The sequence below is a fragment of the Stenotrophomonas genospecies 3 genome (assembly GCF_054473855.1).
Map to the genome: position 1 here is coordinate 161,701 of NZ_JBTMUR010000010.1, position 25,881 is coordinate 187,581.

Sequence of the window (25,881 nt, forward strand, 5' to 3'; positions counted from 1 at the left end):
GGCAGTCGAGCATGGCTCGACTCTACAGAACAGCCCGGCGCAGCCTTACATCGTGTGCGTCGGCTTGTCCGAGCCGGTCAGGCCGGCCAGCAGGGTCTCGATCTTGTGGCGCACGCCCTCGCCTTCGGCACCGTCGGCCAGCTGCACGCCGATGCCGGCGGTGCGGTTGCCCTGCGCGCCGGCCGGGGTCACCCAGATCACCTTGCCGGCCACCGGCAGGCGCTCGCTGGAATCGGGCAGGGTCAGCAGCAGGAACACTTCGTCACCCAGGAAGTAGCGCTTGGGCGTGGGCACGAAGATGCCGCCGTTCTTCACGAATGGCATGTACGCGCTGTACAGCGCGGCTTTGTCCTTCACGGCCAGGGACAGGATGCCCTGGCGGGCGTTGCTGGCACTCATCGATTTCCCCTTGCGGCAGGCCGCTCGTTCACCTTGTTCCAGGCCAGCAGCAACTCGACCACCGCAAGGTCTGCACGCACCGTGGTGCGCAGCAGGTCGCGGGTGCGGTTGGCCGCATCGAACCAGGCTGCAAGCTTGTGCAATCGCTCCGGCGTGGTCAAGGCATCGGTGCTGGCCTGGGCCAGCGCCAGGTCGGCGGCGAAGCGCAGGCGCAGCGCCGCGTTGTCATCACCGCACCACTTCTGCGCCAGCTCCACCGCGCCGGTCTTGCCGGCGGCCAGCTGTTCCAGCTCGCGGCCCACTTCGCGGCGCAGGCTCAGGCCATCTTCGCGCAGCCAGTTGTCGGCCTGGCCGGGGTGGCCGCGCGCCGCGTCCAGCGCTTCGCGTGCCGATGCTTCGCTGTGGCCCTGCTGCTGCAGCCAGGCCAGCGCTTCGTGCTGCGGCGGCAACTTGAATTCCAGGCGCTGGCACCGGCTGCGGATGGTCTGCGGCAGGCGTGCCGGGTCGCTGCTGATCAACCACAGATAGCGGCCGGGCTGCGGCTCTTCCAGCGTCTTCAGCAGCGCGTTGGCCGCCGAGCGGTTGATCGCATCGGCCGGGTCGACGATCACCACCTGCGCCACGCCGTACTGCGGGGTCAGCGCCAACTTGTCGGTGATCTCGCGCACCTGCTCGATGACGATCTCGGTGCGCAGCTTGTCGCCGCTCTTGTTCGGAATGAAGCTGACCAGCTGCAGGTCCGGGTGCGTGCCCGCCGCGATCAGCTGGCGCGTGCGCATGGCATGCGCGGCATCGCCGCGCGCCAGCACGTGGTCGGCCAGCGCCAGTGCCACCTCGCGCTTGCCCAACCCGGCCGGGCCGCAGATCAGCAGGCCATGACCAAGGCGGTCGGCATCGAGTGCGGCCACGGTCTGATCGAAGGCGCGCTGCTGCCAGGGTGAGAACGTACTCATGCGCCCTCCCCGCCCTGCAGCCAGCGCTCGACCTGCGCGACCACATCGGCCGCTACACGCGCCTGCACCTGGCCGGCGTCGATCAGCGCGAAGCGCTGCGGATCCTGCTGCGCGCGGCTGCGGAACACTTCGCGCACGCGCTGGAAGAAATCATCCTGTTCGCTCTCGATGCGGTCCGGCCACAGGTCGCGGCCATTGGCGCGTGCGCGGCCTACTGCCACGTCCACGTCCAGCAGCAGGGTCAGGCCCGGCAGCAGGCCCACCGCGCGTCGTTCCAGATCGGCAATCCACTGCGGGTCGAGGCCACGGCCACCGCCCTGGTAGGCATAGCTGGAATCGGTGAAGCGATCGCTCAGCACATAGGCGCCGCGCTGCAGTGCCGGCTGTATCACCTGGCGCACATGCTGCGCACGTGCAGCGAACACCAGCAGCAGCTCGGCTTCGGCGCTGAGCGGTTCGGCGGCGATCTCGGCATCGGGCTTCAGCACCAGGCCACGGATGCGCTCGGCCAGCGGCGTACCGCCCGGCTCCCGGGTCAGCACCACCTCGTGGCCGTGGCTGCGCAGGCAGTCACGGATGGCATTGATGGCGGTGGTCTTGCCTGCGCCCTCGCCGCCTTCCAGGCTGACGAAACGCGGGTGGCGAAGCAGCGCGGGACTCATTGCGCCGGGGTCTCCTTGGTACGTTGCTGGCGCAGCTGCTGCAGGTAGCGGGCCACTGCGGCGTTGTGCTGGTCCAGGCTGGGCGAGAACACGTGCGCGCCGCTGCCATCGCCCACGGCGACGAAGTACAGCGCGTCGCCCGGTGCCGGCTGTGCGGCCGCCATCAGCGCATCGCGGCTGGGCATGGCGATCGGGGTCGGGGTCAGGCCGGCGCGGGTATAGGTGTTGTAGGGCGTATCGGTGGTCAGGTCGCGGCGGCGGATGTTGCCGTCATACGCAGCACCGATGCCGTAGATCACGGTCGGGTCGGTCTGCAGGCGCATGCCGATCTTCAGGCGGCGCATGAACACGCCGGCGATCTGCGGGCGCTCGCTGGCCAGCGCGGTTTCCTTCTCGATGATCGAGGCCATCGTCAGCAGTTCGTAGGGCGTGTTGATCGGCAGGTCCGGCGCACGGCTTTCCCAGGCTTCAGCCAGTGCGTCCTGCATTGCAGCGTGAGCACGCTTGAGCACATCCAGATCGCTGTCGCCACGCTGGTAGACGTAGGTCTCCGGCAGGAAGCGGCCTTCCGGATGCTGGCCACCGAAGCCGAGGCGCTGCATCAACGCGGCGTCATCGAGGTTGTCGGTGGTGTGCAGCAGCGGCTCAGCGCGCTTGAGCGCGGCACGCAACTGGCGGATGTTCCAGCCTTCAATGATCGTGACGCGGTGCTGCAGCACCTTGCCGGCGCGCATGCGCAGCAGCAGATCACGCGGGGTCAGGTCGCTGCTGAGCGCGTACTCACCCACCTTCAGCTTGCCGGCCGCATCGAGCTGGCGCGCCAGCAGCTGCCACTGCGCGTCCTGGCCCTCGTCCACGCCGGCGTCGCGCAGCTTGCGCAGCACCGTGTTCATGCCGTCGCCACTGGCGATGACCACGCTCTCGGCGGACGGGGTGATCGGGGCGTCGGCGAACCGGGTCTGCTGGTAGAAGAACCACGCGCCCGCGCCGGCCACGACGGCGGCCAGCACCACCACCAGCGTTACCACGAACAGACACCCGCGCTTGGCTCCCGCCATGGACTACCTCTGAACTCGATTCCGTCGTGCAGGATACCGTGCCGGTGGATTGGGGTCATGACCGGGGGCATGCGCCTGTGCCGACCGACGGTCGGCACCCACCCGAACAATGGCACCCACCGGTACCGGTAGTGCCGGCCGCTGGCCGGCAATCGCGCGGATCATGGGTGCATGAGGTTGCCGGCCAGCGGCCGGCACTACCGGAATACGCCTATCCCTGCTGGCCGAGCGCGCGCAGCAGGCCGCGGGCCTTGGCGCGGGTCTCGTCCAGTTCCTTGTCCGGGTCCGAGTCGACCACGATGCCGGCGCCGGTGCGGAAGCTCACCTCGTGGCCATCCACTTCGGCGGTGCGGATCAGGATGTTCAGGTCCAGATCGCCATCGCGGTTCAGCCAGCCAAACGCGCCGGTGTAGGCACCACGCGGCACCTGCTCCAGCTCGCTGATGATCTGCATGCAGCGCACCTTCGGGCAGCCGGTGATGGTGCCGCCGGGGAAGGTGGCGGCGATCACCTCGCCAGGGGTGACCTCCAGGCGCAGATGGCCGCTGACGTTGCTGACGATGTGATGCACGTGCGCGTAGCTCTCCACGGTCATCAGCTCATCGACCACCACGGTACCAGGCAGGCAGATGCGGCCCAGGTCGTTGCGCTCCAGGTCGATCAGCATCACGTGCTCGGCACGCTCCTTCGGGTGACCGACCAGCTCCTGGATGCGCGCAGCATCATCGTCCCCCTCGAAGCGCGGACGCGTGCCGGCAATCGGACGGGTCTGCGCGTGGCCGGCATGCACCGACACCAGCCGCTCCGGCGAGGAACTGACCACATGGCGGCCGTGCGCGCTGAACAGGCCGGCGAACGGTGCCGGGTTGGCACGGCGCAGCTGCGCGTACAGCGCCTGCGGGCTGACCGGTGCGGCAAACTGCGCGCTCCAGCGCCGCGACAGGTTCACCTGGAACACATCGCCGGCACGCAGGTATTCGATCACCCGGCGCACGGCGTCGGTGAAGCGCTGCGGCGCATCCTCGCCCACCGACTGCGGCGGCTGCCAGCCCTGCCCGGCTTCGGGCAGCACGGCCGAGGCCAGTGCCACCAGCGCATCCAGCAACGCCTGCTCACCGGCTTCGGCGATGACGAAGCTGGCCTCGTTGTGGTGGTCGTGCAGCACCGCGGCCGGGCAGCGCAGCGCCAGCGCGGTCGGGCGGCCGTCCTCGCGTGCGCGCGCCGGCAGCACCGGTTCTATCTGGCTGGCCACTTCGTAGTCCAGCATCAACGCCCAACCGCCGCGGAACGGCAGACTGTGGCTGCCGTCATGCGGCAGGCGTTCGTGCTGCCAGGCGCGGTCCAGCACCTGCAGGAAGCTGCCGGCGTGTACCGCGTCGTGCTGGTCGCGCACCTGGCCATCGGCATCCAGCCGCAGGCTATCGCCCTGCGCGGCCAGCAGCAGGCTCCAGCGGCCCTGGGCGGTGCCCGAGGCGGTGGATTCCATCAGCAGCGGGAAGCGCGACGGGTCGTGCTGCTGCAGGGCCAGCAGATCGATCGGCTGCGGCAGCGGGTGGATCAGCGGTGCGTGGGTCATGGCGGCCAGTTCGGGGATTCAGATGCACGGAAGCCGCCTTGCGGCGGCCTCCTCGTGCGTAGAGTCGAGCTTGCTCGACTCTACACAAGGGCGGAGTCGAGCAAGCTCGACTCTACAACGTCGCTCAGACGCGCTTGAAGATCAGCGTGCCGTTGGTGCCGCCGAAGCCGAAGCCATTGGACATCACCACGTCGACCTTGGCCTGGCGTGCTTCGTTGGGCACGTAGTCCAGGTCGCAGCCTTCGCCCGGCTGCTGCAGGTTGATGGTCGGCGGGATGACGTTGTCCTGCAGCGCCATCACCGAGAAGATTGCTTCCACGCCACCGGCAGCGCCGAGCAGGTGCCCGGTCATCGACTTGGTGGAGCTGACCATCATCTTGTAGGCGTGGTCGCCGAAGGCGGTCTTCATCGCCATGGTCTCGCCCAGGTCGCCCAGCGGCGTGGAGGTGCCGTGCGCGTTGAGGTAGCCCACCTGTTCCGGGGTCACGCCGGCGTCCTTCATGGCCATGACCATGCAGCGCGCGGCGCCTTCGCCGTTCTCGCTCGGTGCGGTCATGTGGTACGCGTCGGAGCTGGCGCCGAAGCCGGCCAGTTCGCAGTAGATCTTCGCGCCACGTGCCTTGGCGTGCTCGTACTCTTCCAGGATCAGGATGCCGGCGCCGTCGCCCAGCACGAAGCCGTCACGGTCCTTGTCCCACGGGCGCGAGGCCTGTTCCGGGGCGTCGTTGCGGGTGCTCATGGCCTTCATCGCGCAGAAGCCGCCCAGTGCGGTCGGCGACGAGCCACGCTCGGCACCACCGACCACCATCACCTCGGCATCGCCGTACTGGATCATGCGCATGGCGGTGCCGATCGAATGGTTCGAGGTTGCGCACGCAGACACCGCCGAGAACGACGGGCCCTTCAGGCCGGTGATGATGCTCAGCTGGCCCGGCAGCATGTTGATGATGGTCTTGGGCACGTAGAAGGGCGAGATCTTCTTGCCCTCATGGAACTCGATGGTCTGCTCTTCGATGCCGAGCAGGCCGCCGATGCCGGCGCCGACGATGGCGCCGATGCGCTCGGCATTGGCGTCAGTGATCTCAAGGCCCGAGTCATGCAGGGCCATGAACGAGGCACCGAGGCCGTAATGGATGAACGGGTCCATCTTCTTGGCATCCTTGCCGCTGACCCGGAACTTGCCGAACAGTTCATTGTCGGCGGTGATGTCGAATCCCTTGACCTCACCTGCAATCTTGGTGGTGAACCGATCCAGATAGGCATCAGAAACGTTGGTCAGCGGACCGATGCCCGAACGACCCTGGGTGATGCCTTCCCAGCTGCTGGCCAGATCATTGCCCAACGGCGAGACGATACCCAGGCCGGTTACGACGACGCGACGCTTCATTGCTGATTCTCCTGGCCCGGATGATTTCAACGGGCAACTCGGTTTGCTTCGGTGTGATGCTCAAACACACGGGGCCGCAACAGCGGCCCCATGGGGTGCGGTGCGCGGCGAGCGTGAGCCCGCGCGCGCACTGCCGTCTGACATCAGGCCTTGACGTGGGCCTTGATGTAGTCGATGGCGGCCTGCACGGTGCTGATCTTCTCGGCTTCTTCGTCCGGGATCTCGCACTCGAATTCTTCTTCCAGGGCCATCACCAGCTCGACGGTGTCCAGCGAGTCAGCGCCCAGGTCATCGACGAACGATGCGCTGTTGGTGACTTCTTCTTCCTTGACGCCAAGCTGTTCGACGACGATTTTCTTGACGCGTTCTTCGATGGTGCTCATGGGATCTCGCTCCAGATGGAGTTGTGGTTCAAAAGTGGTCGCCATCAAAGGCGATGGCCGTGGGATAGTGTAGTGGAAACCGGCGCGGCCTTGCATCGCAGCAAAAACCTCCGCAGATCAACCACTTGCGGCGCAATCCCTGCGCCCCTTGCTTACGGCATGTACATGCCACCGTTCACATGGAGGGTTTCGCCGGTGATGTAACCGGCAGCCGGGCCGGCCAGGAAGGCCACCGCATGGGCGATGTCTTCCGGCGAACCCAGGCGTTCGAGGGCGATGTCGTTGATCAGCGCGGTACGCGCTTCTTCCGGCAACGCCTTGGTCATGTCGGTGTCGATGAAGCCGGGTGCGACAACATTGACGGTGACACCGCGCGAACCGATTTCCTTGGCCAGCGACTTGCTGAAGCCGATGATGCCGGCCTTGGCGGCAGCGTAGTTGGCCTGGCCGGCATTGCCGGTCACGCCCACCACCGATGCGATGTTGATGATGCGGCCCTTGCGCGCCTTCATCATGCCGCGCATCACCGCCTTGCTGGTGCGGAACACGCTGGTCAGGTTGGTGTCGATGATCGACGCCCAGTCCTCGTCCTTCATGCGCATCAGCAGGTTGTCGCGGGTGATGCCGGCATTGTTCACCAGGATCGAGATCGGGCCGAATTCCTTGGCGATGCCATCGAGCACACTGTCCAGCGCAGCTGCGTCGGTGACGTTCAGCGCGCGGCCGTGGCCACCGTGGGCGGCCAGGCGCTCACCGATCGCGGCAGCGCCGGATTCGGTGGTAGCGGTACCAATGACGGTGGCGCCCTGGGCGGCCAGCAGATCGGCGATGGCGGCACCAATGCCACGGCTGGCGCCGGTGACCAGTGCGATTTCACCCTGCAGGGGCTTGCTCATGATGTTTTCCTCAGGCTGGGACGGCCGCCGTACCCGTGCCGCTTGCAGCGGCCACCGGCACGGTCGGCAGGAACAGGGGGATCAGGCCGACCATGCCTCGCGGGCGGCTTCGAAGTCGCCCGGCGTGGCCAGCGAACGGCCGTCGATGGCCTTGTCGATGCGCTTGACCAGGCCGGTCAGCACCTTGCCCGGGCCGCACTCGGCGATCCGGGTGACGCCGCGGCCAGCCAGCGCCTGCACGCACCCGGTCCACTGCACCGGCTGGTACAGCTGCTGGACCAGCGCGGTACGGATCGCGTCGATGCCGCTGTGGATCTGGGCGTCGACGTTCTGCACCACCGGCAGCTGCGGCGCCTGCCAGGCCAGGCCAGCCATCACTTCGGCCAGGCGGTTGGCGGCTTCGCGCATCAACGGGGTGTGCGAGGGCACGCTCACGGCCAGCTTGACCGCCTTGCGCACGCCCTTCTCGGCCAGCAGCGCCAGCGCACGGTCGACCGCGTCGGCGTCGCCACCGATCACGATCTGGCCCGGCGAATTGAAGTTGGCCGGCACCACCACCTGGCTGCCTGCGGCTTCGGCGCAGACGTCCAGCACCAGCTGGTCTTCGGCGCCGAGCACGGCGGCCATGGCACCGACGCCGGCCGGTGCGGCTTCCTGCATCAGCTGGCCGCGCAGGCGCACCAGGTGCGCACCGTCATGCAGGCTCAGCGCGCCAGCGGCGACCAGGGCGGTGTACTCGCCCAGGCTGTGGCCGGCCAGCACCGACGGGCGCGGACCGCCCACGGCGTTCCAGGCGCGCCACACGCCGATGCTTGCGGCCAGCAGGGCCGGCTGGGTGTATTCGGTGCGGTTGAGCATTTCCTCCGGGCCACCCTGGGACAGCGCCCACAGGTCGACGCCGGCACCATCGGATGCCTCGGTGAAGGCTTCACGCACCTGCGGGTGCAGTTCAGCCAGCTCGGCCACCATGCCCACAGACTGCGAGCCCTGGCCGGGGAAGACAAAAGCGAGGGTGGATACGGTCACGCGGTCATCCGCTTGTTGCAATCGAAGCGGGCCATGATAAGGGGGAACATGCCGTGTCGTCTGTACGTGCGCGTATGCACGCGTATGGTGGGCCAGCCGCGGAACGCCGCCGGGCATGGCCCGGCGGACGCACAGTCAGCAGAACAGCTGCAGGACGTCCAGATCGCCGTCGGCGAGGAAATCCACGCACAGGCCCACCAGCATCAGCACGCCAGCGGTGCTGGCGCCATGGGCGATGAAGATGGAGTGGGCCAGCGCGCGCGCCGAGCGGCCCAGCTTCATGCAGACCCGGGCCAGGCTGCGCAGGCGGCCAGTGACCGCGTGCACGTGCTCGCGCACCGGCGCCTGCGCATCGCCCATCGCCTCGGCCATCATCGCCTGCAGGTGCTCGGGGCGGTCGGCGTAGTACTTGGCCACGCCATAGCCGAACATCAGCCAGTCGCGGGCCTGCGCTTCGGACAGATCCATCACTTCCAGCGGATCTTCCTCGAAGTCGATGAAACCGACCTTCTCGCCATCCCAGGTGAGATTGCGCGGCAACGGCTGACCGAAATAGGCGCCGCGCGCATGCGCTGCGGCAATGGCCAGCATGGCCGCCATCACCAGGCGGTCGCGACCGGCCTCGTCGGCTTCGCGCAGGCAGGTATTGAACGAACTGCCGTTGTCGCCGATCACCAGCGCAGCATGGCCGGTGCCCAGCACATCGGGCACGTTCACGCCCTGCGCCTGCAGTTCTGCAAGGCGACGGGCTTCGGTTTCGCGCGCGGCGTCACCGCCACGGTGCGGCGGCGGGCGCAGGGCATCCAGATGAAAACGACGGGCAACAAAATTGAGCAGGCCAAGGGCCAGCGCGCGGCTTCCCTTGCCGTACTGCTTCAGCCAGGCACGTTGCCCTTCGATGACGATGGGCTCAACCATGACAGGTCCTCCTTAAACGCGTTACGGCCCCAAAGGGGCCGCAACGACAAAGCTTCACGTTGTCGTAACTTGCACTATCAATAGCGCAGCAGAGCCGAACCCCACGTGAAGCCGCCGCCGAAGGCTTCCAGCAGCAGCAGCTGGCCACGTTCGACCTTGCCCGAGCGCACGGCGGCATCCAGCGCCAGCGGCACCGAGCCGGACGAGGTGTTGCCGTGCTTGTCGACGGTGACCACGACCTGGTCCATCGACATGTCCAGGCGCTTGGCGGTGGCTTCGATGATGCGCAGGTTGGCCTGGTGCGGAATCAGCCAATCCAGGTCGGACTTGTCCAGGTCGTTGGCAGCCAGAGTCTCGTCCACGACCGAGTCCAGCGCCTTGACGGCGTACTTGAACACGTCGTTGCCCTTCATGTTGATGGTGCCGCCGCCATTGGCGCCGTCCTTGAAGCCGGTCGAAACGCCAACCGGGTTCCACAGCAGCTCCTTCTTGCTGCCATCGGCATGCAGGTGGGTGCTGAGGATGCCGGTGTCTTCATCGGCCTTGAGCACGACAGCACCGGCGCCATCGCCGAATAGCACGCAGGTGGTGCGATCGTTCCAGTCGACCATGCGGGTCAGCGTTTCGGTGCCGATCACCAGCACGTGCCTGCAGTCGCCGGAGCGGATGAATTTGTCGGCCACGCCCAGCGCGAACACGAAGCCGGAACAGGCTGCATTGACGTCGAAGGCGGGGCACCCGGCCACACCGAGCTTGGCCTGGATCAGGCACGCGGTGGACGGGAAAATAAGGTCAGGGGTGGTCGTGCCGACCACGATCATGTCGAGCTGCGAGGCATCGATGCCTGCGGCTTCAAGCGCGCGCAGGGCAGCGTTGTAGCCAAGGTCGCTGGTGGTCTCGCCTTCGGCCGCGATGTGCCGTTCACGAATTCCGGTGCGCGACTGGATCCACTCATCCGAGGTTTCGACCATTTTTTCCAGGTCGGCATTGGTCAGGACTTTCTCCGGCAAATAGCTACCGGTGCCCGCGATCCTCGAATAGATCCGCTTGCTCATCATGTTTCCTGTTGCGCGGGCCGCCGATCACCGGCACGCCCGGGAAAGAAGGCAAAGGCCGCTGCCCGGAGGCAGCGGCCTTCCCGGCACATCAATCTTCTTCGACGGCCGAGGTCTTGGTCTGGATGACCTTCTTGCCGCGGTAGAAACCATCGGCAGTGATGTGGTGACGCAGATGCACTTCGCCGGTGGTCGGGTCGGTCGACAGCTGCTTGGCGCTCAGGGCGTCATGCGAACGGCGCTGGCCGCGGCGGGACGGGGTAACACGGGATTTCTGGACAGCCATGGGATTGCTCCAAACTCGGTTCGTTTTGCTTCGTCGTTTCGTCGCACAGGACGCCAGCGCCCAGCACACTTTTCGCTTTCGCCGCAGCCGCCGACGACAACCGGCTGCTATTGTTTCTTCAATGCCGCCAACGCCGCAAACGGGTTGGCCTGCTTTGTTTCTTCTTCGCTCGGTGCCCAGTCCTGATCGACTGCCTCACCGTCGGGCGACAGCGGCACCACAGGCACCGCCAGCACCAACTCGTCCTCGACCAGGTCCAGCGGACGCAGCTGGCCGTCTTCCGGCACCAGCAACGCCTCGTACTCCTCCGGCAGGGACGATTCCTCGTCCTCGTCGCGGATCAGGCCAAGCCTCTGGGTCACCTTCACCGGCAACAGGAATCGCTGCATGCTGCGCTGACAGGTCAGCGGCAACGCGGTGTCGATGGTCAATTCCACATAGGATACCCGCAAGACGTCGTCGCGACCGAATTCAAGCGAGTAATTGCACTCACCGTCGGTATCTGCGACCAACCCCTGCAGGCGGGTCAATTCAGCCAGGGACACCTGACCGTCGAAGCGCCTTCGCGCTACAACCATCCGCCAGGCATCCAGCGTTTCGGGCACGTTCGCGGACATAAGCCGCTGAATACTAAGGATCGGGGCGGCGGCTGTCAAATGCCCGCCATACAGGACTTGCCGCTGGCGCTGCGGACACGCCAGACTGCCGCGCCCTGCCCCGGTATTCTCGCATGTCACTGGTCCTGGCCTCCACCTCCCGCTACCGCCGCGAGCTGCTGCAGCGATTGGGCCTTGCCTTCGACTGCGCGCGCCCGGAGGTGGATGAAACCCCGTTGAATGGCGAAGCGCCGCGGGCTCTGGCCACGCGCCTGGCTGCGGCCAAGGCCGCCGAGGTGGCTGCCCGCCATCCGGGCGCCTGGGTAATCGGCTCGGACCAGGTCGCGGACCTGAACGGCCAGCCGCTGGGCAAACCCGGTACGGTCGAGGCCGCCTGTGCGCAGCTGGCAGCGATGTCCGGGCAGACCGTGCGCTTCCACACCGCCGTCTGTCTCAGCCGTGATGGAGAATCATTCACGGCCGTCGATCTGACCGAAGTCTGCTTCCGCGCACTGGAACCGGACGAGATCGCCCGCTACGTGACCACCGAGCAGCCACTGGACTGCGCCGGCAGCTTCAAATGCGAGGGCCTGGGCATCAGCCTGTTCGACGCCATCGACAACCGCGACCCGACCGCGCTGGTCGGCCTGCCGCTGATTGCGGTATGCGGATTGCTGCGCAGGGCCGGTTTCGCGGTCCCCTGAACTGTAGCGTCGAGCCCTGCCCGACTGCTTCTGCTGTAGATGGCAGGCGGCCCGGAAAAAGCAGTCGAGCATGGCTCGACCCTACAAAAGCAGAGGCCTCAACGGACCTCGAACGGCTGCTCCTGCCATTGCTCCACGCTGCCATCGCGGCCATACAGGCGCAGGCCCAGCCAGTGCCTGCCCGGCGCCAGCGTGGTGGTATCCAGCGATGCGTCGAAGCCCACCGCTGGGTGCTGCGGATCGGTGCTGTCCGGCCACACGGGGCGCACGTCGAACACACGCCCATAGCGGGCGTCACCGATGGAACGGCCATCGACCAGCACTTCGACGCGTGCCAGGCCGACGCCATCCTTGAACGCCCAGCCCTTGATCGCGAACGTGCCGGACACCTTCTCGCCATTGGACGGCGCATCCAGCCACGCCATCGCCGGCGTCACGCACGGCCCTTCCGCGCGCTGCACCGGCAGGCGGAACAACAGGAAGCGCTGGAACCCGTGATCACTGCTGACCACGCGTGGCGCCGGCATCGGCCCCACCTGATCGCAGATGGCGTGATAGCGCTCCAGCAGTTCGCGATAGCGCTGGTCGCTGGGTGACAGCACCAGCAGCATCGGCGCCGTGCGCTCGCCCTCATGCAGCAGGCCCCACTGTGCCAGCTGCGCGGTGCGGCCATGCTTGTCATTGAGCGGATGCGGCAGCACCTCGATGTTGCCATTGCCCAGCTGGAAGCCCAGTTCGGCGCCGACCTTGAAGTTGCCGGCCAGCACGCGCGTCCCTTCCGGCATCTGCCGAAGCTCTTCATGGACCGCTACGGCCAGTGGTTGCCAGCCAGCGAAATTGCGCGGGTAGTACTTGCTGCCGGCCATCTGCTCGCGCAGTGCCGGCGTGGATGCCATCAGGTAGTAGCCGAACGCCAGCGCCATGCCCGCGCCTGCCAGCCACCAGCCGGTGCGGCGCAGCCAGCGCGGCCAGCCGTTGAGCACTACCGGCACCGCCACCAGCAGTGCGAGGTAGCCCGGCAGCGGCCAATGGAAACTGATCCGCTCGACGTCAGTGAAGAAGCCAAGCACGAAAATGCCCAACGTGGATACGCCGCCCACCAGGCCGAAATAGCGCCACTGCACGCGCGCACCGCCACCGCTCCGGGTTCCTGCCAGCGCCACCTTCCACATCGCCATGCACAGGATCGGCGTCACCAGCATCGGCTGGATCACCAGGAACCACAGCCCGCCCCATTCAAAGGCCCAGGGATGACGCTCGACCACCTGGAATTTCAGACCGGCATCGTGGTTGTCCGCATTCCACGCCAGCAGTGGCAGCCATGCCAGCACGCCCACCGCCAGTGCGACCCACACGCGCGGATCGGCCAGCATGCGCCGCCCCTGCGGCAATGCCAGCAGCGCGATGAAACCGACGCCGATGACACCGATGAAACGGTAGTGGCTGAGCGCACCGATCAGCAGGCCCAGCGCCAGCTTCATCGCCGAGGAGGCATCCACGTTGTGCAGCAGGCGCGCACCGGCGTGCAGGCAGATCACCGCCGCCAGCGCCATCGGCACGTCGGGTACCGCCAGCAGGCCCAGCGTCGCCGACAACGGCATCAACAGCGTGAGGCTGCCCGCCTGCCAACCCGCCACATTGCCGAACCAGCGCGTGGCCGTGCGCACCACCAGCAGCGGCAACAGCGCACCGATGGCCAGGAACGGCAGGCGCAGCGCAAGCACGTGATGACCGCCGAGCTCCACGCCCAGGCGGGCCAGCCAGGCGGTCAACCCGGGCAGATCCGAATAGGCCGCGGCCAGATGCTGGCCTTCCTGCCAATAGAACGCTTCGTCGACGAACAGCGGCAAGCGCGCGGCAACGATCAGCTTGGCCGCTGTGACCAGCGTCCATAACCAGAGAAATATCGTCCGTGCGCGCTGTTCGCCTTGCATTGCTCTATGGATAATCGAGTGGATTCCAGATCTGAGACGATCATGCCAGCTTCGTCCCCCAATCCCAGCATGCTAACCGATCAATTGCGTCAGGCCCTGCGGGAGGCACAGGATCAGGTGAACGCACTGGTACTGGGCAAGGTGCCGGAAGTCAGGCTGGCGTTCGTCGCATTGCTGTCCGGCGGTCACCTGCTGATCGAAGATCTGCCCGGCCTGGGCAAGACCACGCTGGCGCATGCGCTGGCCAGCAGCCTCGGCCTCAGCTTCCAGCGCGTGCAGTTCACCTCCGATCTGTTGCCCGCCGATGTGCTGGGCGTCTCGGTGTATGAAGCCGGCAGCCGTCAGTTCCAGTTCCACCCCGGCCCGGTGTTCACCCACGTACTGCTGGCCGACGAGATCAACCGCGCACCACCGCGCACGCAGAGCGCGTTGCTGGAAGCGATGGCCGAGCAACAGGTCACCCTGGACGGACAGACGCATCCGCTGCCCGACCCGTTCTTCGTGATCGCCACGCAGAATCCGGTGGACCTGTCCGGCACGTTCCCGCTGCCGGATTCGCAGCTGGACCGCTTCCTGCTGCGACTGGCGATGGGTTACCCCAGCGCGCAGGCCGAGCGCGAGCTGCTGCGCGGCACCGATCGCCGCGACCTGATCGCGCGTGCCGTACCGAAACTGGATGACACCCAGGTGCGCGCGCTGCGCGACGCGGTGAACCAGGTGCATGCCAGTGACGCGCTGATCGACTATGTGCAGGCGCTGCTGACCCGCAGCCGCCAGCATGCCGGTGTGCGCGTGGGCCTGTCACCGCGTGCGGGCCTGGCCCTGCTGCGTGCGGCCAGAGCACATGCCCTGCTGCTGGGCCGCGGCCATGTGGTGCCCGAAGACGTGCAGACCCTGTTCGTGGCGGTGGCCGGTCACCGACTGGTGGCGGAAGCCGAATCCAGTTCGGGTCCGGCACTGGCGCGCGCGATCCTGCAGACCGTCGCGGTGGACTGAGCGTGGCCACACGCTGGGCACGCATGCAGCTGCTGGCTCGGCCACGCAGGCCCGAAGCCTTGCCGAGGCGGCTGGACCGCCATCGCATCTATGTGCTGCCCACCCGCTTCGGCCTGTTCGTTGCCACCCTGCTGACGGCCATGCTGCTGGGCGCACTGAACTACAACAACAACCCGGCGCTGTTGCTGGCCCTGCTGCTCGCGGCAGCAGCAATCGCCAGTGCCATTGCCGCGCATCTCCAGTTGTCCGGCGTGCAGATCGATGCGATCTCCGCCGAGCCGGTAGCGGCCAGGCAACCGTTGCGTCTGCGCGTGGACCTCTCACTGCGTGACCCGCGTGCGCGGCACGGCCTTCATCTGCAGCTGGGTGACAGCAACGCCTGGACCTCGCTGCCTGCGCACGGCCGTGGCGAAGTGGAACTGGACGTTCCCAGCGAACGCCGTGGCTGGCTGGAACTGCCGCGCATCCGACTGTCCACCACCCAGCCGCTGGGCCTGGTGCGGGCGTGGTCGTGGGTGTGGCCGGAACAGCCGCTGCTGGTCTACCCGCTGGCCGAAGCCGTGGCGCCTGCACTGCCGGAGAGCCGCAGCGATCCGCTGCACACCCGCGCCCATGCCAGCGGCGAGGAACTGCATCAGCTGCGCCCCTACCGGGCGGGCGATGCGCCGCGCAGCATTTCCTGGAAGCACTCGGCTCGCCGCGACAGCCTGCTGGTGCGCGAGTACGAAAAGCCGGTCGGCATCGAAGTGATCCTCGACTGGCGCGCATTGGCGCCGTTGGGCCATGAAGCACGCATCGCTCGATTGGCGCGCTGGGTGGATGTGGCAGAGCGCGAGGGCCGCCGCTACACCCTGCTGCTGCCTGCACACCCGCCGTTCGGGCCCGGTCAGGGCGCCAGCCACCATCACCTGTGCCTGCGCGCGCTGGCGCTGATGCCGCATGACTGAGACCCCGGCCCTGCTCGACCGCAATGCCCGCAACTGGACCCTGGCCAGCGCGGCGCTGGCCTTGTTGCCGTTGCTGCTGCAGCTGCCGCCACTGCTGGCTGGTGTGATCGCGCTGGCGGCGATCATCACCGCCGCCCTGTCGTGGCGGACAGTGTTGCCGATGCCGGTACGCCTGCTGCTGGTGCTGGGCATGCTCGGCGCCATCGTCTGGCAGATGGGCATGGTGCGCCCCGGGCGCGATACCGGTTGCGCACTGCTGGCCGCGATGCTGGCGATCAAGTCCAGCGAGCTGCGCAGCCTGCGTGATGCCCGCAGCCTGCTCGGCTTCGCGCTGTTCTCGCCCTTTGCAGCATTCCTGCTCGACCAGGGGCCGCTGACAACCGCGCTGGCCGCGCTGGCCGGGGGCAGCGCACTGATCGCGCTGCAACGCCTGGCCCAGGATGAAGGTCATGCCGGCCGCCTGCCACTGCGCGGGCAGCTGCATGGTGTCGGCCGCCTGTTGGCGATCGGCCTGCCGCTGGCATTGGCCTGCTTCTGGCTGTTCCCGCGCCTGGCCACACCACTGTGGGGTGTTCCCGAGCGCGCCGTGGGTACACCGGGGTTGTCCGACAGCATGGAGCCCGGCCAGTGGTTGGACCTGATGGCCGACGACAGCCCGGCGCTGCGCGTGCAGTTCTTCGGCACTCCACCCGAGCCGGCGCAGCGTTACTGGCGCGGCCCTGTACTGACAGCCTTCGATGGACGGCGCTGGACACGCGACCGCGCCAGCGCGCGGCGGCCTGCTGCGGTGGTTGAAGCAAGTACACAGGGCTGGGATTACCAGATCGACTACGAGCCGACCGACCGCCGCCAGCTGGTGGCGCTGGACCTGCCCAGCCGCGCGCCTGCAGGCAGCATGCTGGATGCGGACATGAGCCTGAGCAGCGAACGCCCGCTGGCCTCGCTCAGCCGCTGGCGGTTGCATTCGGCCCCTCCCCTGCGTTTCGACAGCACGCTGTCGCCCTATCTGCGCCGCGCGACGCTGCAGCTGCCGACCGGCTTCAACCCGCGCACCGCCACGTTGGCGCAGCAATGGCGACAGGAGGCTGGCAGCGATGACGAGGCCATCGTGCGCCGCGCGCTGCAGTGGATCACCACCGACTTCTCGTACACGCTGGACACCCCTGCGGCGGGACGCGACCCGATCGACGAGTTCCTGTTCGGCTACAAGGCCGGCTTCTGTGAACACTTCAGCTCGGCCTTCGTGGTGCTGATGCGCAACGCCGGCGTCCCGGCGCGGGTGGTGACCGGTTTCGCCGGCGGCACCCGCAACCGCATCGGCGACTACTGGGTAGTGCGGCGAATGGATGCCCACGCCTGGGCCGAGGTGTGGCTGCCGCAGCGCGGCTGGGTCCGGGTCGACCCGACCGCAGCCGTGGCACCGGAACGCATCCTGGACACACTGGATGACCGCCTGCAGGCCGGCACGGACACGCCACTGCAGCAGCGTTGGCTGCAGCTGGGCCAGATGGGCGACTGGCTGCGCCGCGGCTGGAACGACCTGGTGCTGTCGTTCGATGCGCGCCGCCAGCAACAGCTGCTCAAGCCGTTCGGGCTGGACGATCTGGGCCCCGGGCAGCTGGTCGCTGGCTTCGTGGTGGCCGCACTGCTGGCGCTGGCGTGGATGGCCTGGCTGCTGGCCCGTGGCGAGCGCGAACGCGACCCTCTGCTGCGCGCCTGGCACCGGCTCGGACGGCGCTACGCCCGCCTCGGCCTGGCCCGTGAACCGCACGAAACCGCCCAGGACTGGGCACAGCGCGTACACCGGCAGCGTCCTGACCCGGCCCTGCTCGCGCTCAGCCAGCGTTTCGCTGATGCGCGTTACGCTGGAACTTGCACCGACCTCGCTTCATTATTGCGGGACCTGCGCAGGCATCGCCCGACTTCCGGAGCCTCCCCATGAACACCAAGTTCCTTCTCACCGCCGTGGCCACGCTGGCCCTGTCGGCCTGCGCCACGGCCCCCAAGCCGCTGCAGGGACAGTTCAGCCTGGTCTCCCCTCGCGATTCGGTCGCTACCCAGCAGGTCGGCACGCCGGTCCGTTGGGGCGGTCGCATCATCGAAACCAAGCCCGGCCAGGGCGAGACCTGCTTCCAGATCATCTCGCGCCCGCTCAATGGCAGTGGCCGCCCGAACACCACTTCGTCCGATGCCAGCGACGGTCGTTTCATCGCCTGCCGTGCCGGCTTCTACGACCCGGCGGTGTTCGAAGCCGGTCGTGACGTGACCTTCATCGGCAAGATCGACGGCTACCAGAACACCCGCATCGGCGAATACGACTACCGCCTGCCGAAGCTGTCGGCCGATGTGATCTACCTGTGGCCGGAACAGCGTCAGGTCGACGTGGTGCCCTACCCCTATGGCCCGTGGGGCCCGAGCCCGTATGGCCCGTACTGGGGCGGCTATGGTCGCTGGGGCTGGTGGTGATCGTCACCGCACAGGCATGACGGAAAAGGCCGCCCTCGGGCGGCTTTTTCCATCCTCGTCGGGATACGGTAGATCCACGCCAGGCGTGGATAGGGGCTTCAACGCCCCGGGGTACCGAAGTGCCCCAGCGGCGCACCGGCCAGCAGGTGCATGTGGATATGGAACACGGTCTGCCCGGCGTCCTCGCGGCAGTTCATCACGATGCGGTAGCCGTCCTGAGCAAAGCCCTCGCGGCGCGCGTACTCGGCGGCAGCCAGCGCCAGCTTGCCGATCAGGTGCGCCTGCGACGGCTGCAGGTCATCCAGGGTCGGAATGATCTCGTTCTTCGGAATGAACAGCACGTGCACCGGTGCCTGCGGTGCGATGTCCTTGAAGCCCAGCACCTCGTCATCCTCGTAGACGATGGTGGCCGGGATCTCGCGACGGATGATCTTGCTGAAGAGGGTTTCGTTGCTCATGATCGGCCTCGGCGGGGATGTCTCCCGCATTGTAGGCCGCCCGCGCCCGGCCATGCCGACCGTTGCTCAATCGCGGAATTCGCTGCGCGTCCCGAACGCGTGCGACAGCGTGCCACGATCAACGTATTCCAGTTCGCCGCCCAGCGGCAGGCCCTGCGCCAGGCGGCTGGGCTGCACCTTGCGCGCGCGCGCCAGCTGCGCCAGGTAATGCGCGGTGGCCTCCCCCTCCACAGTGGCGCTGGTGGCGATGATCAGCTCCTGCACCTCGCCTTCGGCCAACCGTCGCTCCAATTGCTCCAGGCCCAGCTCGCGCGGGCCGATGCCATCGAGCGGCGACAGCCGCCCCTGCAGCACGAAGTAGACACCGCGGAAGCCGGTGGCGTTCTCGATGGCCAGGCGGTCGGCCGGCGATTCGACCACGCACAGCTGGCTGCGCTCGCGGCTGCCGTTGGCACAGGTCGGGCACAGCTCGGTTTCGCTGAAATCGCGGCACTGCACGCAGTGGCCGATTCGCTCCACCGCCAATGCCAGTGTCTCGGCCAGACGCTGGCCACCTTCGCGCTCGCGCTCGAGCAGGTGATAGGCCATGCGCTGCGCAGTCTTCTGGCCGACGCCAGGCAGCACCCGCAATGCGTCGATCAATTGTTCAAGCAGGGGTGCGGACACGGCGGCATGCTTTCATGGCGTCGAGCACGCTCGACAGCTGTCTGTAGAGTCGAGCCATGCTCGGCTGAAGGTTGGAGCAGTCGAGCAAGCTCGACTCTACGGGATCCGTGGCACCCGGTTACACGGGTGCCACGCCACGCTGAAAATCAGAACGGCAGCTTCATGCCCGGCGGCAGCTGCATGCCGGCGGTGGCCGACCCCATCTTCGACTTCGACTCGGCATCGATCTTGTTCGACGCATCATTGAAGGCGGCGGCGATCAGGTCTTCCAGCATCTCCGGGTCGCTGGTCAGCGACGGGTCGATGCGCACCTTGCGGCATTCCTTGGCACCGGTCAGGGTCACGCTGACCATGCCGCCGCCGGCGCTGCCGGTCACTTCGATCTTGGCGATTTCTTCCTGGGCCTTCTGCAGGTTTTCCTGCATCTTCTGGGCCTGCTGCATCAGTTGGGCGATGTTTCCGCGCATGGTGTCTTACTCGTCAAAAGAACGGATGGAATCGGAAACAACCCGGGCACCGTGCTGTTGGATCAGCACCTGCACTTCCGGGTCGTCCATGAAAACGGCCTCTGCCACCTGCTGCCGCTCACTACGCTGGCGGTCGGCGCGCTGGTGCAGGGTCTCGGCCGGAACGTGTTCGGTTTCCACGGTCTCGACCACGATCTTCGGCGCCTGGCCGAGGGCCTTCTCCAGCATCTCGCCCAGGGCGGCCAGCGCGCGCTCCGAGCGCAGGTATTCAAATCCGGGCGAAAGGCCCAGTTTCAAGGTCCCGTGCTGGCAACTGATGAAGGCAGCGTTGGCGGCCAGCTGCCGCGACGGGCCGCTCAGGCCACTGTTGGCGACCAGATCGAGCCAGTCCTCGGCGCTGGCCAGGTCGCTCACACCTTCCTGCGGCACGGCATCACGTGCCGGGGCCGGCTCGGCCGGCGCGATGGCAATGCCTTCAGTGCGGAACGGGCGCTCGGGCGGCGCAGGCTCGCTGGGAGCCGCGACGGGAGCTGGCGGTTCATGCCAGGGCGCCACCATGGCAGCGTCCGGCCCAGCCATCTCGGCCGCCAGCGCCTCGTCACGCGCCTCGGCTTCGTCGGTGGCCCACGGCGGCGGGTCGTCGCCCGCTTCGGCTTCAACGGATGCCGGTGCCGCTGCTTCGGCCTTCACCGGCGGCGGTGACACCGGCTCTTCCACCGGAACCGGCTCGGGCTCCGGGGTCGGGTCCGGTTCGGGTCGTGGGGCCGGCTCAGGTTCGGGTTCAGGTTCGCGCGGCGCGGCCTGCACCGGAGCGGCCACCTGCGCCACCACGGCCGGGCTTGCCGAAGCGGCGGCAGTCGCCGGCGTCGCTTCGTGGGTACCCGTACCGCTGCCACCACCGGCAGTATTGCCACCCGGCGCATTGCCTGCACCATCCACCGACTTCGGCACCGGCGGGACCGCCGCGGCCGGGCGGAACGCCAGCATGCGCAGCACAGCCATTTCAAAGCCCGCGCGCGGGCTAGGTGCCAGCGGCAGGTCGCGACGGCCGTTCAAGGCCATCTGATACCAGAGCTGCACCACTTCCGGACGCAGGCGTTCGGCGAACACCGTCGCATCCAGGCCTTCGGCAGCCGCTGCGGCACCCGGTACCAGCTGCTGCACCTGGATGCGATGCAGGCCTTCGGCCAGCGCTTCCAGTACGCCGCTCCAGTCCGGCGAGAACTCCGCCAGCGCAGCCACCACCTGCAATAGGCGCGGACCATCGCCTTCGGCCAGCGCATCGAGCATCGCTGCCACCTGGGTGCGGTCGACCGTGCCCAGCATGGTGCGCACCACGTCCTCGCGCAGCGCGCCGCCGGCGTAGGCGATCGCCTGGTCCAGCAGCGACAGGCCGTCACGCAGGCTGCCGTCGGCGGCCTTGGCCAGCTGCACGATGGCGCTGCCGTCGGCCTCGATTTCCTCAGCCGCCAGGATGCGGGTCATCTGGCCCTGGATCTGATCCTCGTCCAGGCGCTTGAGGTTGAACTGCAGGCAGCGGCTGAGCACGGTGACCGGCAGCTTCTGCGGGTCGGTGGTGGCCAGCAGGAACTTCACGTGCTCCGGCGGCTCTTCCAGCGTCTTCAGCAGCGCGTTGAACGCCGCCTTGGACAGCATGTGCACTTCGTCGATCAGGTAGACCTTGTACTTGCCACGCGAGGGCATGTACTGCGCGTTCTCGATCACCTCGCGCACGTCATCCACACCGGTGTTGGACGCGGCGTCGATTTCCAGCAGGTCGATGTAGCGGCCAGCGTCGATGTCCAGGCAGGCCGCGCACTGGCCGCATGGGTCTGCGCTGGTGCCCTGCTCGCAGTTCAGCGACTTGGCGAAGATGCGCGCGATGGTGGTCTTGCCCACGCCGCGGGTACCGGTGAACAGGAACGCATGGTGGACCCGGCCGCTGTCCAGCGCGTTGCTGAGCGCACGGACCACGTGTTCCTGGCCCACCAGCTCGGCAAAACGCTTCGGACGCCACTTGCGGGCAAGGACGAGATAGGACATCAGGCCACCGTTTTCCATCGGATGTTCCATTGTGCCATGCCTGTCCAGCCCCCTCGCCTCCGGCACGTCCTTCGCAGGTTCCTGACCGGGGTGCTTGTGAAGTGCCGCGCAGCCCGCTAGAATCTGCGCCCCTGCTGAGGCGTTTGCCGATGGCAGGGATCCGGAGAGGTGTCCGAGTGGTTGAAGGAGCACGCCTGGAAAGTGTGTAAGCGTCTAAACCGCGCTTCGGGGGTTCGAATCCCCCTCTCTCCGCCAGACTCTGCAAACCCCTGAGAAATCAGGGGTTTTGCTTTTCTGGGCCTAGCAAGGGGCAGGACACAAATCGGGACACATCCCGATGAGAGTTCCCCATCACTTGATCAAGACGCCAGCGGGGTTTTCGTTCCGTCAGCGCGTGCCTGTCGATCTCCAGCCCCTCCTGGGCTGCCGAATTCTCAAGCGAAGCCTTCGAACGCGCGAAATGCGCAGCGCCCAGGCTTGCGCCCTGGTCCTGGCCGCCCGCTATGCTGAGGTCTTCAGCGCCATCAGGAACAACGGCATGGGCGAGAAAACGGCAGAGCAATGGCTCCAGGAGCTTCGGGGAAAACGGCTCCAGGACTACACCCTGGAACGAGACGCCAATGGCACCCTGCGTATCCAGGCAGAACCAGGCGAAGACACCGAGGCGCTGACTCGCGCCATCGAGAGTATCGGCCGGGTCAATCCTGCGTTCTTCGGCGCGGCAGCCGCCCCGACAGTTCCCTCCAAGCCGCAGCCCAGCAAGGTCCTGTCGCTGATGGAAGCGCGCGATCTTTGGCTCAAAGCCATTGCCCCAGACACCATCCCCAAGACCTACAGCATCAAGAAGTCGGCCATTGACGGGTTCGTGCGCGTCACCGGCCCTGACTATCCCTTGCCGAGCATCAACCGGATCGACCTGTCGAACTTCTATCAGTCGCTCGCCGATGCTGGCATCTCAACCCCGACCCGAGTGAACAAACAGTCCTATTTGGGTGGATTCTTCGACTGGTTGATTGCCGCTGGCTACTATACAGACAGCAATCCGGCCCGAAGCCATGTCTCATACGGCAATAGCGCCAAGCGTAAGCGGCGCAAGCTGGGCTTCAAGGCCTTCGACCTAAAGCAGATCAGCCTCCTCTTTGCTCCCTCGGCCTTTGCCACCTTGTCACCTGCCGCCCGTTGGGCAGCCTTGCTGGGCCTGTATACGGGTGCCCGGGCCTCCGAAGTTGGGCAGCTACTGGTGAGCGATGTGCAAACGGAGGGAGGGGGGGCTTACATCCATATTAATGACGACGGCGAGCACCAGCGCCTCAAGAGCGAGGCCAGCATCCGGACTGTCCCGATCCACGCCGACCTGATTGCCCTGGGCTTCGGCGACTATGTTGCAAGCCTGCCCACTTCAAGCCGTCTCTTCCCCCAAGCGAAAGCCAATGCCGTCAATGGTGCTGGCAACTGGATCAGCAAAGCGTTCAGTCGCCACCTTGCTGAGCATGGGAAGACCTGGCCCAAGGCCAAGCGCGGTTTCCATTCCCTCCGCAAGACGGTCATTCAGCAAATGCAGGGATTCGGTGTCGCCTCAGAAATGCGCGCCCAGATCGTCGGCCACGAGCTTGATGATGAGCACCATCCCGTCTACAGCAGGGAATTCACCCCTGCCGAAAAGCTCAATGGGCTGATCACTCCTGAATTCAAAACGGCGGGCCTGTCATCCTTGAGCTTCAATCTTGAGCTCGCTGCACTGAAGAAGTTGCTGGGGTAGCGGATCTCCGCGCCAGGAAAATTACATGGAACGTCTAGGAGTATCTCTAACGGGCCAACATTGGCACTGACAAACGCCACAACTATTGCGATCAACGCAAATAATGTTTTTATGAGAGCTCCCAAACGTTAGGAGCTCCATATGCCGTTAGAAAGAAAGCTGGCTATCGCTAGCCGAGTGCTGTGCCCATTGATCGCACAAGACCGAACTCGGGACACTCAAGAGCGAATCGAAGACATCATCCACGCGCTCGAAATCGCGGACGAATTGATCAACCGATGCATGGCTCCAAAGCCCCCGGCTGACGACCACACTCTGAAACCTGCCGTTAGGGTTAGAGAAGCCGTGGTAGAACGCGATCAGGTGCAGCTCAGCGACATGATTTCAGAGCGCCGTGGCGCGGTGTCAAAGCCCACTCGCGGACCTACCTACCACTGAGTTTTCGAAACGAGGTTGGCTAAAGCCCCGGTTCGCCGGGGCATTCGCTTGTCTATCAGTGCAACCGTGCTCCAGGATTTCTGACAGGATTTATTACGAGCAAGGGTTCCGCTGGAACAGGGGCTTCAGGAGCGTCAATAGGCGCATCCTCCACCGGATATCTACGCAGCAACACTTCACTCCAATTCTCCAAATGCGAGAGGGACTCATCTGTCTGACGATTGTAGTCTTCCTGGGCCTTAGGTCCGGTGGCTTCGTGAGCGCGTTGATACTCCTCGCGTCCCAACTCGAAAGCTCTGACACGGCGCGCTCGGCGACGCGACCAATCCGACCGATTCAAGAGGCCCGGCCTTGGGTTCTGGCTTTCGAAGTTCTCCAAGGCAAATTCTGCTTGAGCCAATACGTGCTGGGCACGATCTTCAGCTTTCAGCCTACGCTTGAAGCGTAGAGCGTCCCGTTTCAGCTTCTTCAGTCTTACGAGCAGCTCCTCTAGATCAACGCGTAGTCTGGGCAATGTTCCATGAGCCCATATCAGAGCAGTGCTGTTGCGCAGCAATCTGCGCGTGAATTTAAGCCTATCTCGCAGCGCCTCTATCCACGCCTCGGCCCAAATTTCTAACACAGCCTTCAACGCCTGCTTGGATGCTGTGGCCTGCGGTTGCCGCGCCCCTTCATCGGCAATCGCCTCAACCGGCATGACTTCCCTGGCCACGTTACCCAGAGGAGTCACTCCACGAGGAGACAGCATTGATTGGATGGCAGCATGCGAAGGAACCTCGCGTGGGCCAACCGGCATTGCTTGATCAGATGCGGGTTCCATCAACCTGCCCTGCTCTGCCAGGTCAGCGACGGCGCGATCCCAAGCGGCGCTGTTGGCCAAGTGGATCCCGTCATTGCCCTGCTTAAGGACTGTATCGGCGCCTCGGCGATGCAGCGCCGTCGCGTCTTTGCCCATATGAAGTCCTGGAGCACGGGAAAGCTCCGCCGCTGTAAGCTCATCTCCTTGCTCTGCAGCCTCAGCCGCCTGCTCTTTCAGACTTCGGTGATCGACACGGGCCGAGACACCGGCTGCGGCCAGATGAGCATTGATAGCCTCTCCTACCATCTGGCGAATCCATTCCACTTCCCCTCGACCTGAGGGGCCACCATCCAGCTCCCTGGTCTTGTCCTTCAGCCCCTCTGCATCCACCCGCCTTGTAGTCGCCAAGATATGGACGTGGTAGTTGAGCCCGTCAGCGGTCTGTGGCTCATGGATGCTGGATTGGACAGCGAACCTGTACCGCTGGACCAGACAGCGCGATATCTCGGCTGCCAGATCGGAACGCTGCTCGTTGCTCAGTTCGTGGGGCAGCGCCACTTCGAACTCACGGGCAACGGTAGCGTCTTTGCGCCGCTCTGAAGCCTCGGCTGCGGGCCAAAGCTGCCGAGGATCGAAAGCCCAATCGGGAGCGTCGTCGGGAGCGAGGCAACGGGTCTCAACGACCCCGCCGCGCCTCCGATAATCGTGCCGGAGACCGGTGCGGTCATCGATGATGAGCAGCCCCGCCCTGTAGGCAGCGGCGGCGGTAGATGCGTGCCCCTGGGCACGACTGAAGGTCTTTACTCTTGTGTGATAGATGGCCATTGATGCTCCTTGTTCCGGCCCCCGCACTTGCCTTTATGCCTACGATTTAGGCTTTGGCAAGCGCTTTTTAGGGGGTCAAGGGGCACAGCCTCTTGCGCACGCATTGCCCGAAGGGCAATGCCTAAGTGCGCTCTTGCCTTTGACGAGGGACACAGCTGGACTCAACAGAAAATTAGCCTCTACG

General features: G+C 66.1%; 25 protein-coding genes and 1 tRNA gene. 7 read left to right on the plus strand and 19 right to left on the minus strand.

Translation table 11 applies throughout. From position 1 onward, the window contains the following. Positions 1-45 precede the first annotated feature (45 nt). The 13 genes from ACX9OT_RS14820 to ACX9OT_RS14880 form a co-directional block, all read right to left on the minus strand. Complete coding sequence (locus ACX9OT_RS14820; protein ID WP_005412452.1) at positions 46-399, minus strand: PilZ domain-containing protein; 354 nt, start codon at positions 397-399, stop codon at positions 46-48. Continuing rightward, a complete protein-coding gene (locus ACX9OT_RS14825; protein ID WP_164079917.1) occupies positions 396-1,352 on the minus strand; it encodes a DNA polymerase III subunit delta' in 957 nt (318 codons plus the stop codon). The genes ACX9OT_RS14820 and ACX9OT_RS14825 overlap by 4 nt, the downstream gene beginning before the upstream one ends. Beyond that, positions 1,349-2,014: a dTMP kinase gene (gene tmk / locus ACX9OT_RS14830; protein WP_032127760.1), complete on the minus strand. Its 666-nt coding sequence runs from the start codon at positions 2,012-2,014 to the stop codon at positions 1,349-1,351. The genes ACX9OT_RS14825 and tmk overlap by 4 nt, the downstream gene beginning before the upstream one ends. Continuing rightward, entirely contained in the window at positions 2,011-3,072 is a 1,062-nt protein-coding gene (gene mltG, locus ACX9OT_RS14835) for an endolytic transglycosylase MltG (protein ID WP_459002708.1), read from the minus strand. Before mltG ends, tmk begins: the two co-directional genes overlap by 4 nt. Positions 3,073-3,283: 211 nt before the next feature. Further along, a complete protein-coding gene (locus ACX9OT_RS14840) occupies positions 3,284-4,648 on the minus strand; it encodes an aminodeoxychorismate synthase component I (RefSeq protein WP_459002710.1) in 1,365 nt (454 codons plus the stop codon). A 124-nt stretch (positions 4,649-4,772) separates the two neighbouring features. Further along, positions 4,773-6,035: a beta-ketoacyl-ACP synthase II gene (fabF, locus tag ACX9OT_RS14845; protein ID WP_459002712.1), complete on the minus strand. Its 1,263-nt coding sequence runs from the start codon at positions 6,033-6,035 to the stop codon at positions 4,773-4,775. A gap of 143 nt (positions 6,036-6,178) precedes the next feature. Beyond that, complete coding sequence (gene acpP / locus ACX9OT_RS14850) at positions 6,179-6,418, minus strand: acyl carrier protein (protein ID WP_005415509.1); 240 nt, start codon at positions 6,416-6,418, stop codon at positions 6,179-6,181. 152 nt (positions 6,419-6,570) lie between these two features. Further along, a complete protein-coding gene (gene fabG / locus ACX9OT_RS14855; RefSeq protein WP_004146899.1) occupies positions 6,571-7,314 on the minus strand; it encodes a 3-oxoacyl-ACP reductase FabG in 744 nt (247 codons plus the stop codon). A gap of 81 nt (positions 7,315-7,395) precedes the next feature. Then, positions 7,396-8,340 carry an ACP S-malonyltransferase gene (gene fabD / locus ACX9OT_RS14860; RefSeq protein ID WP_459002715.1) on the minus strand — a complete coding sequence of 315 codons (945 nt, stop codon included), beginning with the start codon at positions 8,338-8,340 and terminating at the stop codon, positions 7,396-7,398. A gap of 135 nt (positions 8,341-8,475) precedes the next feature. Continuing rightward, the gene (locus tag ACX9OT_RS14865; RefSeq protein ID WP_032127765.1) at positions 8,476-9,258 is read right to left on the minus strand and encodes a BUD32 family EKC/KEOPS complex subunit; all 783 of its coding nucleotides are present in this window, start codon (positions 9,256-9,258) and stop codon (positions 8,476-8,478) included. A gap of 77 nt (positions 9,259-9,335) precedes the next feature. Then, entirely contained in the window at positions 9,336-10,313 is a 978-nt protein-coding gene (locus ACX9OT_RS14870) for a beta-ketoacyl-ACP synthase III (protein ID WP_459002717.1), read from the minus strand. 91 nt (positions 10,314-10,404) lie between these two features. After that, complete coding sequence (rpmF, locus tag ACX9OT_RS14875; protein ID WP_005408308.1) at positions 10,405-10,599, minus strand: 50S ribosomal protein L32; 195 nt, start codon at positions 10,597-10,599, stop codon at positions 10,405-10,407. A 107-nt stretch (positions 10,600-10,706) separates the two neighbouring features. After that, the gene (locus ACX9OT_RS14880) at positions 10,707-11,216 is read right to left on the minus strand and encodes a YceD family protein (protein WP_071228022.1); all 510 of its coding nucleotides are present in this window, start codon (positions 11,214-11,216) and stop codon (positions 10,707-10,709) included. A gap of 113 nt (positions 11,217-11,329) precedes the next feature. On the opposite strand from ACX9OT_RS14880, the gene ACX9OT_RS14885 reads away from it, so the two are divergent. Beyond that, positions 11,330-11,899 carry a Maf family protein gene (locus ACX9OT_RS14885; RefSeq protein WP_049400644.1) on the plus strand — a complete coding sequence of 190 codons (570 nt, stop codon included), beginning with the start codon at positions 11,330-11,332 and terminating at the stop codon, positions 11,897-11,899. 98 nt (positions 11,900-11,997) lie between these two features. On the opposite strand, the gene ACX9OT_RS14890 is transcribed toward ACX9OT_RS14885, so the two are convergent. Then, complete coding sequence (locus ACX9OT_RS14890; RefSeq protein WP_071228020.1) at positions 11,998-13,833, minus strand: glycosyltransferase family 39 protein; 1,836 nt, start codon at positions 13,831-13,833, stop codon at positions 11,998-12,000. Between the two features lie 42 nt (positions 13,834-13,875). On the opposite strand from ACX9OT_RS14890, the gene ACX9OT_RS14895 reads away from it, so the two are divergent. Genes ACX9OT_RS14895 through ACX9OT_RS14910 form a run of 4 tightly spaced genes read left to right on the plus strand, consistent with a single transcriptional unit; the run spans position 13,876 to position 18,242 of the window. Further along, the gene (locus ACX9OT_RS14895; protein WP_107431408.1) at positions 13,876-14,829 is read left to right on the plus strand and encodes an AAA family ATPase; all 954 of its coding nucleotides are present in this window, start codon (positions 13,876-13,878) and stop codon (positions 14,827-14,829) included. Between the two features lie 23 nt (positions 14,830-14,852). After that, positions 14,853-15,776 carry a DUF58 domain-containing protein gene (locus tag ACX9OT_RS14900; RefSeq protein ID WP_459002720.1) on the plus strand — a complete coding sequence of 308 codons (924 nt, stop codon included), beginning with the start codon at positions 14,853-14,855 and terminating at the stop codon, positions 15,774-15,776. Beyond that, positions 15,769-17,718 carry a transglutaminase TgpA family protein gene (locus tag ACX9OT_RS14905; RefSeq protein ID WP_071228018.1) on the plus strand — a complete coding sequence of 650 codons (1,950 nt, stop codon included), beginning with the start codon at positions 15,769-15,771 and terminating at the stop codon, positions 17,716-17,718. Before ACX9OT_RS14900 ends, ACX9OT_RS14905 begins: the two co-directional genes overlap by 8 nt. Further along, a complete protein-coding gene (locus ACX9OT_RS14910) occupies positions 17,715-18,242 on the plus strand; it encodes a Slp family lipoprotein (protein WP_032127773.1) in 528 nt (175 codons plus the stop codon). Before ACX9OT_RS14905 ends, ACX9OT_RS14910 begins: the two co-directional genes overlap by 4 nt. A 98-nt stretch (positions 18,243-18,340) precedes the next feature. On the opposite strand, the gene ACX9OT_RS14915 is transcribed toward ACX9OT_RS14910, so the two are convergent. The 4 genes from ACX9OT_RS14915 to dnaX all read right to left on the minus strand — a co-directional run bounded on the left by ACX9OT_RS14915 (position 18,341) and on the right by dnaX (position 21,876). Further along, a complete protein-coding gene (locus tag ACX9OT_RS14915) occupies positions 18,341-18,700 on the minus strand; it encodes a histidine triad nucleotide-binding protein (RefSeq protein WP_014646179.1) in 360 nt (119 codons plus the stop codon). 66 nt (positions 18,701-18,766) lie between these two features. Then, complete coding sequence (gene recR / locus ACX9OT_RS14920) at positions 18,767-19,366, minus strand: recombination mediator RecR (protein WP_005408299.1); 600 nt, start codon at positions 19,364-19,366, stop codon at positions 18,767-18,769. A gap of 146 nt (positions 19,367-19,512) precedes the next feature. Next, the gene (locus ACX9OT_RS14925) at positions 19,513-19,833 is read right to left on the minus strand and encodes a YbaB/EbfC family nucleoid-associated protein (RefSeq protein WP_005408298.1); all 321 of its coding nucleotides are present in this window, start codon (positions 19,831-19,833) and stop codon (positions 19,513-19,515) included. Positions 19,834-19,839: 6 nt separating this feature from the next. Next, complete coding sequence (gene dnaX / locus ACX9OT_RS14930; RefSeq protein ID WP_459002725.1) at positions 19,840-21,876, minus strand: DNA polymerase III subunit gamma/tau; 2,037 nt, start codon at positions 21,874-21,876, stop codon at positions 19,840-19,842. Positions 21,877-22,038: 162 nt separating this feature from the next. On the opposite strand from dnaX, the gene ACX9OT_RS14935 reads away from it, so the two are divergent. Next, positions 22,039-22,131 (plus strand) — tRNA-Ser (locus ACX9OT_RS14935). 82 nt (positions 22,132-22,213) lie between these two features. Continuing rightward, positions 22,214-23,635 (plus strand): DUF6538 domain-containing protein, encoded by a 1,422-nt coding sequence (locus ACX9OT_RS14940; RefSeq protein ID WP_459002727.1) that lies wholly within the window; start codon positions 22,214-22,216, stop codon positions 23,633-23,635. A 493-nt stretch (positions 23,636-24,128) separates the two neighbouring features. Here ACX9OT_RS14940 and ACX9OT_RS14945 read toward each other — a convergent pair whose 3' ends face one another. Then, a complete protein-coding gene (locus tag ACX9OT_RS14945; protein ID WP_459002729.1) occupies positions 24,129-25,697 on the minus strand; it encodes a MobA/MobL family protein in 1,569 nt (522 codons plus the stop codon). Positions 25,698-25,881: the final 184 nt, after the last annotated feature.